This window comes from Lacihabitans lacunae (assembly GCF_042649125.1).
GTDB lineage: Bacteria > Bacteroidota > Bacteroidia > Cytophagales > Spirosomataceae > Leadbetterella > Leadbetterella lacunae.
In genome coordinates, this window is record NZ_JBHRYQ010000001.1 from 4,181,538 (window position 1) to 4,194,594 (window position 13,057).

General features: G+C 38.7%; 13 protein-coding genes. 6 read left to right on the forward strand and 7 right to left on the reverse strand.

The genetic code is table 11. The features are described 5' to 3' along the window. Positions 1-5: 5 nt before the first annotated feature. From ACFOOI_RS17955 to ACFOOI_RS17970, 4 genes are read left to right on the forward strand one after another with little or no spacing between them, the layout of a single operon-like run. Positions 6-1,448: a SusD/RagB family nutrient-binding outer membrane lipoprotein gene (locus ACFOOI_RS17955; RefSeq protein ID WP_379839432.1), complete on the forward strand. Its 1,443-nt coding sequence runs from the start codon at positions 6-8 to the stop codon at positions 1,446-1,448. Positions 1,449-1,456: 8 nt separating this feature from the next. Next, a complete protein-coding gene (locus ACFOOI_RS17960) occupies positions 1,457-2,803 on the forward strand; it encodes a sodium:solute symporter (protein ID WP_379839433.1) in 1,347 nt (448 codons plus the stop codon). Next, complete coding sequence (locus tag ACFOOI_RS17965; RefSeq protein ID WP_379839434.1) at positions 2,800-3,645, forward strand: metallophosphoesterase family protein; 846 nt, start codon at positions 2,800-2,802, stop codon at positions 3,643-3,645. Before ACFOOI_RS17960 ends, ACFOOI_RS17965 begins: the two co-directional genes overlap by 4 nt. A gap of 23 nt (positions 3,646-3,668) precedes the next feature. Further along, a complete protein-coding gene (locus tag ACFOOI_RS17970) occupies positions 3,669-4,421 on the forward strand; it encodes a hypothetical protein (protein ID WP_379839435.1) in 753 nt (250 codons plus the stop codon). Positions 4,422-4,431: 10 nt separating this feature from the next. Here the strand turns inward: ACFOOI_RS17970 and ACFOOI_RS17975 are convergent, their stop codons facing one another. From ACFOOI_RS17975 to bla, 6 genes are all read right to left on the reverse strand, one after another. Further along, the gene (locus ACFOOI_RS17975) at positions 4,432-5,115 is read right to left on the reverse strand and encodes a PepSY domain-containing protein (RefSeq protein WP_379839436.1); all 684 of its coding nucleotides are present in this window, start codon (positions 5,113-5,115) and stop codon (positions 4,432-4,434) included. An 18-nt stretch (positions 5,116-5,133) separates the two neighbouring features. After that, positions 5,134-5,646, reverse strand: coding sequence for a hypothetical protein (locus ACFOOI_RS17980; RefSeq protein ID WP_379839437.1), 513 nt, complete (start codon positions 5,644-5,646; stop codon positions 5,134-5,136). A gap of 35 nt (positions 5,647-5,681) precedes the next feature. Continuing rightward, a complete protein-coding gene (locus ACFOOI_RS17985; RefSeq protein ID WP_379839438.1) occupies positions 5,682-6,326 on the reverse strand; it encodes a hypothetical protein in 645 nt (214 codons plus the stop codon). 68 nt (positions 6,327-6,394) lie between these two features. After that, positions 6,395-8,524 carry a DNA helicase RecQ gene (gene recQ, locus ACFOOI_RS17990; RefSeq protein ID WP_379839439.1) on the reverse strand — a complete coding sequence of 710 codons (2,130 nt, stop codon included), beginning with the start codon at positions 8,522-8,524 and terminating at the stop codon, positions 6,395-6,397. Positions 8,525-8,616: 92 nt separating this feature from the next. Continuing rightward, positions 8,617-9,606: a serine hydrolase domain-containing protein gene (locus tag ACFOOI_RS17995; protein WP_379839440.1), complete on the reverse strand. Its 990-nt coding sequence runs from the start codon at positions 9,604-9,606 to the stop codon at positions 8,617-8,619. 79 nt (positions 9,607-9,685) lie between these two features. Next, positions 9,686-10,582: a class A beta-lactamase, subclass A2 gene (bla, locus tag ACFOOI_RS18000; RefSeq protein ID WP_379839441.1), complete on the reverse strand. Its 897-nt coding sequence runs from the start codon at positions 10,580-10,582 to the stop codon at positions 9,686-9,688. Between the two features lie 220 nt (positions 10,583-10,802). Between bla and ACFOOI_RS18005 the strand changes: the two genes are divergently transcribed. Next, a complete protein-coding gene (locus ACFOOI_RS18005; protein WP_379839442.1) occupies positions 10,803-11,078 on the forward strand; it encodes a TIGR03643 family protein in 276 nt (91 codons plus the stop codon). 26 nt (positions 11,079-11,104) lie between these two features. Here the strand turns inward: ACFOOI_RS18005 and ACFOOI_RS18010 are convergent, their stop codons facing one another. After that, on the reverse strand, positions 11,105-11,557 hold the full coding sequence (locus tag ACFOOI_RS18010) for a DUF1569 domain-containing protein (RefSeq protein ID WP_379839443.1): 453 nt from the start codon (positions 11,555-11,557) through the stop codon (positions 11,105-11,107). A 70-nt stretch (positions 11,558-11,627) separates the two neighbouring features. Between ACFOOI_RS18010 and ACFOOI_RS18015 the strand changes: the two genes are divergently transcribed. After that, positions 11,628-13,052 (forward strand): glycoside hydrolase family 30 protein, encoded by a 1,425-nt coding sequence (locus tag ACFOOI_RS18015; RefSeq protein WP_379839444.1) that lies wholly within the window; start codon positions 11,628-11,630, stop codon positions 13,050-13,052. Positions 13,053-13,057: the final 5 nt, after the last annotated feature.

A 13,057-nucleotide genomic window follows, 5' to 3' on the forward strand; every position in this document is an offset into this window, starting at 1 on the left:
GTAAAATGAAGAATTTTAAAAAGATAATAACAGGATTGCTAACATGTACAGCTTTGGCTTGTACCAGCGATTTTGAAGAAATAAATACCAATCCAGTGGCTCCGGTTTCTGTTCAGCCCGAGTTTTTACTTCGCCAAGTTTTGTATGACTTTACAGACCAAATGTCTTATGAAGGCTTTGTGGCAGGTAATTTATTGGGGCAGCATTTCACAGCCATAGATTTTAATTTGTTTGATAGGCACAGCCTCACCGAGGCTCAGTATGGGGGCAACCCGTGGGTATTTTTGTACAGAAACTTACGTGATAATGAGATTCTACTGAACTTAGCCATTGAAAATCCGGCGTATGAAGTTTATAAAGGGCCAGCCTTGATTTATAAATCATATTTGACATCGGTGCTCACAGACTTGTATGGCGACGTACCGTACTCAGAGGCTCTAAAAGGCAAAGCAGGCAATGTAACCCCAAAATATGACGACCAACGAAATATTTACTTAAGCAAAGGCGGTATTTTAGATAATATAGATGCTGGTATAGCTGCAATAAATGCCTACAAAGGAGCGATTAAACTAAACGGCGATATCATCTATAACGGCGATTTGAGCAAATGGGTTAAATTTGCTAATTCATTGAAATTTAAAAGTTTAATGCGTATATCTGCGAAAGAAAACGTAGCTGCTCAGTTGCAAACTTTAGCCACCCAAGGCAATCTGATTACCAAAGCAGCTGATAACGCTTTTTACAGTTTCCCGGCTGGGCCTCCCAATAACTTTAAGATGGCCACAGCTCGTATTGGAGATTTTAATTTGTTTATTATGTCAGCCACTTCTCAGGAGATTTTGGAGAAATATAACGACCCACGTAAAGCCGTTTTCTTTAGGCCTACAGCAAATAACGCCGCGGTGTATAAAGGACTTCTAAATGGACCAGATGCCTCCAAATTGTCTATTTCTACTGCTGATTATTCATTTTCGGGTAGAATATTTAGAGAAGACGCTTCTAAACTGAAAGCTAACTTTTTTGCCAGTTTCGAAATGAATTTCTTGTTGGCCGAAGCCGCCGAAAAAGGATTGATAAGCGGAGACGCTAAGGCATATTATGAGGCAGGAGTAAAAGACGCCTTTGGGTATTGGAATACGCCTTTACCTGCCGATTACTTGAGTGCAGGGGCTGCAGCATATAAAGCCAATGGAGCAAATGCCATAGAGCAAATTATAACCCAAAAGTGGATTTCTAACTATATTCACGGTTACGAAAGTTGGATAGAATACCGAAGGACGGGTTTTCCAGTTTTGAAACAAATTTCGGCTAGTTTAAATCAAAATCTGATTCCGCTTAGGTTGCCATACCCAACTACTGAAGATGTGCTCAATAACGCCAACTTCAAAATAGCGGCTACCGCTACTAATAATAACAGTGTAAATACGCCCGTTTGGTGGGATAAATAAACTATTAAATGACGGATCAAGCCTGGCAGTGGGTCATTTTGATTGGCACAAACATTCTTTTGTTTGTGCTTTCGCCTTGGTCAAATAAGGTCACCGATTTCTTTAAAGGAAGTAAAAACAACAAAGCCCCAAACACGCTGCTGCTCACCAGTAGCTTGGTTATTTGTTGGTTATTTGCCAAGTCTATCACCAATGCCGCCGACTTGGGCTACAAATATGGCATGGTAGGGGGCGTGGCGTATGCCGGCTATTATTTTTCATTTTTGGTTGCTGGTATTTTGCTTTATCAACTCCGCACCAAAGGGGCATTCCACAGCATTCATCATTTTTTAGAGACCCGATACGGCAAACTCGCTTTACAGTTTTTTACACTACTCATAGCTTTTAGACTTCTAAACGAAATCTGGTCTAACACCATGATCATCGGGTCATATTTTGGCGATTGGGGTTCGGCTTCTTATTTCTGGGCGGTTGGAGTTTTTACATTTTTGACTTTGGCGTATACCCTTAAGGGAGGCATGCAAACTTCTATTTTTACCGATATCATCCAAATGGCACTTTTTGTGGTGTTGTTGGTCATTATTTTAGGTATTGTGATTCCAAACAGTACGGGAGGGCTTTCGTCTTTGGTTACTTCCGGCACTTGGTCACTTTCTACGGGGCTCGACTTGTTCTTTGTGGCTATTATTCAGGTGTTTAGCTATCCTTTTCATGATCCTGTACTGACTGATAGAGGTTTTTTGAGTGATACTAAGACCACGCTTCGGTCTTTCATTTGGGCCACAGTGCTTGGTATAGTCTGCATTTTGCTCTTTAGTTTGGTGGGAATTTTTGCAGCTCAAAAAAACATGTCCGCTCCCGTTATATTGGCTGTTTCTAAGCTTTTTGGTTTGCCTATGTTGCTTCTGATGAACACCATCATGCTCACTTCGGCGGCTTCAACTATAGATTCTACGTTTACTTCGGCGGCCAAACTCGTGCATGTAGATTTATTAAAAGAAAGAGGCATTTCGGTTTCTAAAGCGAGAGTTACCATGATACTCATTGCAGTTTTTGGCACCATTCCCATATTTTTTAACCCCGAAATTTTAGACGCCACCACTATCAGCGGCACCATGGTTTTGGGGCTTGCTCCTGTGTTTCTATTTTGGAAAATCAAGGCTCCCAAGGCCTCCTTCTTTCTGTCGGTTTTAACCGGAATAGCATTTGGTTTGTGGTATATATTTTTCCCAATTCCCGAATGGATGTTGTTTTCAGAAGGGAAATATGCAACTTTGCTAAGCATTAATATTTTCGGCACTGTCGGCTGTTTTGGTGCGTTTTTTTTACCTATTATTATTAAAAAGAAAGATTGAATACGGATATCAAACATTTGGGTGAACTAAAAGGCAAAGTGCTTGTTTTTGGAGGCGTATACTCTAATTTACAAGCTTTAGAGGAGCTACAGTTTATCGCAAACAAATTAAATGTTTCGGCCCAAAATATCATCTGTACGGGCGATGTGGTGGGCTATTGTGCATCGCCTTCTCAGTGTTTAGACCTTATAGAAAACTGGGGCGTGCATGTCATAAAAGGCAACGTGGAGGAGAATTTAATAAATGGCACCGACGACTGTGGGTGTAACTTTGAAGAAGGTAGCCGATGTGATATTTTTTCGAAGCAGTGGTTCCCGTTTGCGGTTACTAAAATGACCGAAAAAAACATGCAGTACCTCCAAACCCTTCCAGATAGGATTGAATTTGAGTTCGCTGGCAAAAAAGTCCATGTGCTACACGGTGCCCATGATAATATTTCGGAGTTTGTTTATGCATCAGAGCCATGGGCCACTAAGTTGCAAGAGATCAATAAAGTAAATGCAGACGTAGTTTTAGCTGGGCACTGTGGTTTTCCTTTTGGTGCGAGCGATGGTGAAAAGTTTTGGCTCAACTCGGGGGTGATAGGTATGCCTGCCAACGATGGTACGCCACGAGTATGGTTTATGATTTTAGATGAAGCTGAGGGTAAGTTTACTTATAGCCATTGTAATTTCCAATACGATTCTTTTGAGGCAAATCAACAAATGTTAGAAAACGATTTGCCATATTCGTATGCCGAAACGCTACTTTCAGGTATTTGGGATAATCACGAAATACTGCCGGAAGCCGAAATAGCCCAAGAGGGAGTCGCACTTTCTTTTGAGAATCAGATTGATTTCTGAAAAAAAACAAACCAGACAAAGTCATGCAACAAAAGATTCTTAACGTTTTCTATAGCTGCATCTTCATACTTCTTGGTTCTTTGATTTTTCAAAAAATTGAGAATTGGAAGCAAGTGGAGGCTGATAAAAAAGAACTGTTCTCTCAGAATGCCCTGTTTCTACTCAAAGCACCGGATAGTCTTTCAACCAAAATAGTAGACTTTAGTTTAGAAAATAAACTCTTAATTAATGACTTTAAATCAAAAGTCATTGATGGTGGTTATAGGGAAAAGTGGTACGCATTTAAGGTAGATTTCGATAAAAAAAATGTTTCTGTCTATGATAAAACAGTTAATGTACCCATAGAATATTGGGTTGATTATCCTGGTGATAGATATGTTTCAATATGTATGAAATTATCTCAGTTCATTATAATTTATAAAGATTCTATAAATTATCAGAGAGAAGGTGGAATCGAACATAATCTTGCTTTTTTAGAGACAGAGTTATTGGGGTTTTATAATACTGAATTCATAAATAATAGGTATTTTATGAATACCATAATTCGTTTTGAAAATGAAGTTGATTCTGAATTTTTGGAAAATGTAATTTTAAAAATGTCTAGTTTTTACTTAAAGAAAGTAGGTACTATTATAAAAGAAGAGACGGGTAAAAACATTTCGGACTTGAGTAAAAGCGAATTGATGAGACATAAAATTAAGTTTCCATATGCAATTAGCATCGAATTTGGAGAGTTTAACACTATTCCTCCTCCACCTCCTGTGGAATTAAATTAAAAAGTATTTTTCACCTTTTCTTTCTAAACCAAGAGGAAGTATAAAACCACAACAAAAAACCACTCATAACCGTAATGAGCCCCAAGGTTGAGAAAATTCGAAGTAACCAATTGTTGATGTTATCACGTGATTCATAGTCCATGGTGTGGGTCATCCAAAGGAAGTCAAACCATCGCCAGTTGCGGTGCCTAAGCGTTTGAAATGTGCCGTCTGCTTGCGACACAAAGGCATTTATATCCTCATTTCCTTCAAAATTGATTACATACGCAGGGAGTTTTTTCTCTCTATACTCGTGGTGCATATTGGTTTCGGTAATCAGTTTTACGCTTAGGATTTGATACTCGTCTAAAACATTACGTCTCGCTATTTCTTTGGCTTCGGTGGCGGTTATTCCTGCTCTGGCTTCGCCCGATTGGGCATTTATCAGCAAAGAATCATTAACCCAATAATAGGGCTTATCTAATATTTGGATGAGTTTTAGACTCTTGATAGCCAAGTCAGGTTTGAATTTTTCTATTCCAATTAGGTTTTCAAAACTTTTTTCTATCGGTTTTTTCTTGAAAAAATCACCATGAATTTGGTCTATGTTTGTCCATGAAAAATATAAGCCACTGATGGTCCAAAATAAAAATTGAACACCAATAAAAAGCCCAAGGTATCGGTGGGCTTTTCTTATAAGTTTGGAGGTTTTCATGTGAAACTATACTTTAACTCAGTCTATCTCTTCAATATCCGCAATTAAAAACGAAGTTTCGGCTGGTACTAACTTGATTTTTCGGTGGTAGGTGGTTCTAAAAGCCACATCGTCTATTACCACATTGTAAAATAAATTGGTATCTGTTGGAGTCACTGAAGTTACCTGTATTTTTCCAAAATCTTGTCCCGAAATCATAAAGCCCAATCCCATGCCTGCCAACTTGGTATTAAACTTAGGGCTCCATTTTTTTATGAACTCCTCATCTTCCAGGCCGCCGTCGTACCCAACCTGAATCGCGTCTGATTTGTATTCGTAATATTCGGGTGTACAGAGGTATTTAAAATCTTCAGGCGTTTTTTTGAAATACGTTTCTATGTTGGTTTCGAGCCATTCTTGGGCTAAAATATTTAAGCTATCAGCCGAAATTTTGGGCTGTTCGGCAGTTGTTTCTTCTTTTTCTGTACTTTTTGTACATGAAAACTGTAATCCAAGTATCAATATGATGCCTGCAAGTATTGAAAATTTCATTGAGGTTAGGTTTATTTTTTAAACAAAAATAATACTTATTTGTCTTCTAAAATCAGTTCGCCTTTAATAATCCAAGAAATTCCGAAAGCCCAAAGTGCGATGCTCTCTAAAATGAAAATTACAGGGATGTTTAGGTTTAAATTTCCTTTTCTATTCACAATAAAATAAGCGAAAAGTAACACGATACAAACTACGATTATGATGCCGCAAGTTCTGAAAATTTTATTGCGTTTTAGTTTTTGTGGAGATGGGGTTTTACGTGGATCAGTTTTTGGAAATAAAACCAATGCAAAATAAGCGAGAATAACAAAAAACGCTGTGGCGGATATCAGGTGCAGGGTAGAGAATTCATAGTTGCAGGCTTGTGTACAAGCGTTTTGTAGTCGTGAAGTGGGGAAAAAAGCAACGCCAAGTGCAAATAAGCTGCCTAGGTTTGCGGCCAAGTTGTCTTTGGCGTCATAGCCCCTGTAAGTGAATAAAAAAATAGCGATTACACACAGTATACCCACAAAAAAGTCGTGCATATTGGTGTGGTAATAGTCGCTAATAGAGGGCAAAACATACTTACAGTCTGTACCTATATAAGTGCCAATAAACAGTATCATCGGCAGGGCGATGCCCATAAAACCTATGCCACGCCTGATCCACAAAAAAGAAATTAACTGATTGTCGTTGTTCATTTTTTCAATAGTTTAAGTATTGAAAATTAATGGATTAGATTTTATAAATATCGAAATTCACCTAATTTTTATTGTAAGGCGAGTACTATTCGTAGTTTTCCGTAGTCGATTTGTTCGCCCAAATGCTCAAACAAAGGTTTAAGGGGGTCGGTGGGTTTCATATCGAGCTCTTTTATAGCTTTGGTGACTTCGTCAAATGTCCAGTTGTCAACCAATGCTCTCAAGTCTACTTCTTCGCCATTTTCTTTCATTTTTACCAGATGCCCCACTATGGTAGTGGGAGAGAGGTTACGTTGCATGGCTATTTCTTCTACTGTCATGCCGTCTTTGTACATTTCAAAACTCATTACGTGGGTTAAGCCTTTTGCGAGTTTTATGCCTGAGTCAGACTGTGAGGCTATGTAGGCTCTGATTTCGTTAATAAACGCATCTCCAAATTTTCGCATTTTCTCTTGGCCAACCCCCGAAATGTCTAAAAACTGAACTTTGTCAATGGGACGAGCATCTGCCATTTCGAGTAGACTGGAGTCATGAAAAATGGTGTATGGAGGCAAGTTTAGCTTATCTGCTATCTCTTTACGTAACACGCGAAGTTTTTCAAATAGCTCATTTTTAATGTACTCTTTTTTGGTTTTGGTGCTTGGCACTTTGGCGTCTTCTTGCTCTTTTCGCTGCTGAGGACTTATGTATTCCGAAATCTGTACCTGGCGTTGCCCTTTCAGTATCTCCATGCTCGTTGCATTTAGTTTGAAAATGTGGGCTTCGTCGTAGGCGATATCAAAAGCTCCGTAGTTAAGCAGCTGCAATATATAATCAAACCAAACCTCGGATCTAAGGTCTTTTCCAACCCCAAAAGTCGGCAGTTGGTCGTACCCATATCTGAGAACTTGCTGATTTCTGCTCCCTCTCAATATATCTACGAGCATAGTCATGGCAATTTTTTCACGTGTTCGGCTGATAGCCGAAAGTGCCTTTTGGGCAATTACCGTGGCATCAATGTTTTTTCGAGGATTTTTACATACATCACAGTTGCCGCAATCTTTACCAAGGTCTTCATTAAAATAGCTAATCAATATGCGTCGCCTACAGATGTTGGCTTCGGCGTATTGCTGCATTCGGTTTAGTTTGGCTTCCATCAATTCTTTTTGCTCAAGGGGCATATCTGAGTCAAAAATCATCTGCCTACGCATCATTACGTCGGCAAAGCTATAAAAAAGTAAAGTTTTAGAAGGGCTGCCGTCTCGTCCTGCACGGCCAATCTCTTGGTAAAAACTCTCCACATTTGAGGGCATGTTGTAGTGGATCACCCACCTAACATTTGATTTGTCTATGCCCATTCCAAAAGCGATGGTGGCTACTATGATTTTAACATCATCGTTAATGAAATTCTCCTGAACTTTGCTTCGCTTTTCAGACGGAATTCCGGCGTGGTAATAGGCCGCATTTAGGCCCATTGCTTGTAGATTGGCGGCTACAGATTCGGTAGTTTTTCGACTCAAACAATAAATGATGCCCGATTGGTTGGGAACAGTACTTAAAAAGTCCTGGATCTGTTGCATCCGTTTTCTGCCTGGCAGTACCTCCAAACTCAGATTTGGTCTATCAAAACTACTTATAAAGGTATTTTCTTCTGCTATGCCGAGTTGTTTGCAAATATCTTTGCGGGTTATCTTGTCCGCGGTGGCGGTTAGGGCCACTATGGGCACCTCAGGAAATTCTGTTTTTATGATAGAAAGTTGTCGGTATTCAGGCCTGAAGTCATGCCCCCAAGATGAAATACAGTGCGACTCATCAATAGCAAAAAGACTGATTTTGAGTTCTTTAAAAAAAGTCATGGTGTTGCCCGAAAATAATTTTTCTGGGGCAATGTATAGCAACTTCAGCTCGCCAAGTTTGGCGGCCCACATTACAGCGTCTTGTTCTACGGATGATATACTGGAATTTAAAAAAGAGGCCTTTATGCCGTTTGCTCTGAGTGCTTCTACCTGATCTTTCATGAGGGCAATCAAGGGCGAAATCACCACGGTGAGGCCATCGAGAAGCATAGCTGGCACTTGGTAGCAAATGGACTTACCGCCACCCGTGGGCATCAAAACTAGCGTATCTTTTTTGTCTATTAATTGGTCAATTATTTCTTCCTGAAGTGGCCTAAAGGTATCGTAACCGAAATATTCTTTAAGTATGGAGTGTTTGGTCATATATAAAAATGTCGAATTTTAAATATAGCCTTTTTCTCTGATTTTGGCCTTGTTTTTATTCAAAAAGCTAAATTTTTTAGATTTCCGAAACCTCAATCTTGATTTTTATCTACCCAATCTTTAATTTTCATTTGTTGATAAAATGCTTCTTTAAGGTCATTCTCATTCCATATTAAATTCTCTAATATGATCACCGAAGTTTTGGTGGCAGGGTAAAAATAATTTAAGGTAATAAAACCCGCCGCATAACCCGTATGGCCTATTTCTACATGTTTTAGGTTTCTACTTATCCGGATGCCATAGCCGTAGTCTACTTCTCCCATTAATTTGTGGTTTTGTATCGAATAGCCGGTGGTCATGGCCGTGTAAGTTTCAGGTTTTAGGAGTTTGCCAAGGTGCAAGAGTCTATTCCATTTAAGCAAATCGCTGGCAGTAGAAATCATTAAGCCTCCTGCCACATATTTATCTGAAAAATCTTTAGGTTGTTCTATCAAATCCCCTTTTTCATTTCTAATAATTCCTACAACTAAATCGGTCTTTATACCAGTTGCAGAGGTGTTTTTTAGGCCTATTTCATTAAAAAACGTTTGGCTTATTTCGGCAAAAGGCTTTTGATATATTTTTTCTAAAATAATCGATAGTAAATGGTATCCGTAATCAGAATAGGCAAATGAAGTGCCTGTTTCAAAAGTTTTTGGGCCTTCCGGACCGCTGATGCCATGCTTGTGAGAAAGTAAGTGCTTTATTTTAACGTCCGCGTATGCAAAGTCCGGAATGAATTTAATTACACTGTCTTCTACCGAAAGTAGCCCATTATCAGCAGCTCTTAATACCTGCACTGCGGTTATTTGCTTGCTCAAAGAGCCAAGGAAGAACTTATCTTTTTTGTTTAAAACTTGGTTTGTAGAAACATCCGTAAATCCTTGTGCTTTAAAATATTTTATTTTCTTGTTTTTTGCAATTAATACTACGCCACTAAAAGGCTTAGGGGTACTTGAATACAAGATTTTGTCTAATTCTTCTTTTTGTGGAAATGCAGCAAATGAGCTTAAAAAAAGGAATAAGAGTGTGATTTTTTTCATTTATAAAATTTGTTTTCATGCTAAAATTAAGCTCACAAAAGTACAAGTTTTATAAAGCCTATCACTTGAGAAAGTAATATTAATTTTGAGCCAAAAAAAAGTCGTAGGTAGTCTTGCTTATTTGGGCAATCAACTCCTCGTTTGTCTGCATGTCTTCTTTGCTATCTTTGATATACACCACAATCACAAATTTCTTGTTTTTACTAATACTCACCACACCAACGTCGTTTATGGCTGCGGTTATGTTCATTTTATTAGTGGCAGAAGTTCCGGTTTTGTGTGCTACCGGTATATTTTTCGGCAATAGGCCTTTTATCCGATTTGGGCCAGTGGGGCTATCGACCATCATTTTGGTCAGCATTAGCGTGCTTTTTTTTGATAACAATTTTCCTTTAATCAGTTTTTCTAAAAGCTCGATTGTGGCCAAGGGAGTGGTCCAGTTTTCGTATTGAACCTTCCAGTCTTTATGCATTTGGGCTTCATTAGCCGCTATGTTGATGTTTTTGATGTTTTCTTTTTGATAAAAATTGTGAACCGCCACTGTGCCACCCACAAGCTTAAAAAGTATGTCGCAGGCGTTATTGTCGCTTTGTTCCACAGCATATTTAAGTAATTGGGCTACTGTTAATTCTACGCCTCCTTTTGGGTATTTTTGGGCTATAGGACTCCACGTGTCGGGTATTAAATCTTTGCTGTTTATTCTAATTTTTTGATTGATTGGAATCACATTTCTGTCTACATCGTTTAAAACCTTTATGGCTAAGTGGAGTTTAAAAACGCTTTGCATCGGGTAGTGTTTTGAACCGTTTATAGTCCAGATGTCTTCGGTTCTGAGGTCTTTTATTGCCACACCTACCGTAGCTTTTTTGCCATCAATAAGTTTTAGGATTTTCGTTTCTAATACTTTGTCTTTTTTGGAGCATCCCGCCAATAGCAAAAAAGCGGCGAATGTTAAAAAACGTTTTAACACAGTCATAGGTTTATTAGGGTAAGGGTGTTGTTCTAATTCTTTAATATTGAGCGAATTTGCTAAAGAATAGAGACTTAATTTTACGAAAAAAGTTTCATAAAACATGCACGTACTTCAAAAAAATCGTAGGCTGTCCGGGACTGTTAAGCTGATTTTGTCAAAAATATAGACCTTTTTCGGCATAATTTTTTAAACAAAAAATCTACTGCTGGGTTTTTACTATCAAATGGAATTAAACGAATTAGAAAAAGATAGAATTATAGAAATGGCATGGGAAGATCGAACGACTTTCGATGCCATAAAGGCTCAGTTTGGACTAAAGGAGCAAGAGGTTATTGAGCTAATGCGGTTAAATCAAAGTCCGCAGGCATTTAAGCGGTGGCGAAGAAGAGTTTCTGGTAGAAAAACAAAACATGAGAAGCTCAGGTCTGAGGAGGTAGATAGGTTTAAGTGTACCCGCCAAAGGCAGATTTCTCATAACAAAGTCAGTAAGAGGTCTTAATTTTAGGACCTCTTACTTTTTATTGTTTAAACTCCAAACTGAGTCAAATGGTGGTCTAGGTGCTTATAAAACATATTATTCCACTCATTTGCGGTGAGCGGACCAAACGAGTTTGAGTCTTTACCTTCAAAGTGTGCTTTCCCAAGTGAAACTGTTTTTTTTATGTAGTCTTCTAACCTCTTTTTTTCTGTTTCAAACACACGTTCGTTTTTAATTAAAAAAGCAGGAGCCGTTTGGCTGTTTTTCTTATAAGGTTTTTCAGAAACAACCGTGTTTTTAACCATCAATTTTAACATAAACTTCACAAATGCATTTGGCTGAGGATGAATGTTATCATACGCCATTTCGTAAGTTACGTTGCAGTGTGCCAGCATTTGGTCTACACTCATTTTGCCCCACAAAGGCTGGGTTTCGGGAGTAAGCTTATCTACTCTTGCCATCACTTGATTGGCTACTTTTTCGTCAAAAATATTTTCCATATATAGTGTTATTTGCTTTAAAATTAGCAGTTTTGTTTCAAAGTTTCAGCCAATTCACTATTATTTTACCATGAAGGATATTTTAAAGTCTTACGCACAGCTATTCACATTATCAATTTGTTTTTTGGTTTTATTGGGGTGTAAGGCCCAAGAGGTGCCGGTTATTCCAAATACTCCACCTGTGGTTATTGACCCAAACCTGCCAAACGATAAAATTTGGATTACCAGTAAAGATGGGACGCAGAAACTAAGTGCGACTTCTGCCATAAAATTTCCTGCCGACCTCGTTATAGAAAGTGATTTTTCGCCTTTACAAACGATAGATGGCTTTGGTTTTACGCTTACACAAGGCAGTGCAGAGGCACTAAGTGTTTTGTCTGCAACCCAGAGGGCTGCGTTTTTTAAGAAAGCCTTCGTAGATGACGGCATTTCGGTTTTAAGAATCAGTGTGGGAGCCTCAGATTTGAGCAATTCGGTATACACATATTCTCCTTTATCTAATGATTTCACCATGGAACATTTCTCTTTTAATGGTCCTGACAAGCAGTTTTTATTTCCCATTCTCAATGAGATATTGGCCTTAAAACCAGACATTAAAATATTGGCTACACCGTGGACTGCACCCGTTTGGATGAAGACTAATAATTCGTATGTAGGCGGAAAATTAAAACCCGAAAACTATGAAGTTTATGGACAATACCTGGTGAAATATATTCAGGAAATGGAAAAGTTAGGTTTTAAGATTTGGGCATTGACGCCACAAAACGAACCTGAAAATCCTAATAACGAGCCAAGTATGTTGATGGCGGCGGCAGAGCAAGTGGAGTTTGTAAATAAAGCTTTGGGGCCTTTGTTTCAAAAAAATAATATCAAAACTAAAATCATCGCGTTTGACCATAATTGTGACCATCCCGAGTATCCAATATATGTCTTAAATAACAGCAGTTTTGTTTCGGGAGCGGCGTTTCATTTGTATGGCGGAGATATCAAAGCCATGAGCGAGGTGCATGACAAAACACAAAAAGATGTATATTTTACGGAGCAATTTACGAGTTCAAAAGGTGATTTTGGAGGAGATTTGGCATGGCACATGCAAAACGTGGTGATAGGAAGCACAAACAATTGGGCAAAGGCGGTGCTAGAATGGAATTTTGCAACTGACGAAAAATTTGGACCTAAAACTTCGGGTGGCTGCTCGGAATGCCTGGGAGCAGTAACTGTAAAAAGTAACGGTGAGCTCATTTTTAATGTTTCGTATTATATCATTGCCCAAATTGCAAAATTTGTGAGCCCGGGAGCGGTACGGATAAAATTAAAGCAAGCCAGCGATATACCGCAAGTAGTGTTTAAAAACCCGGACGGGAGCATTGCAGTATTGGTATTAAATAACTCCAATTCTACTCGGAAAATAAGGTTTAGCACGCAAAGCCCTGACTACAGTTATCAATTAAGAGCAGGGGAAGTGGGCACTATTTTTATTCCAGCTTCCAAGTAAAAGTA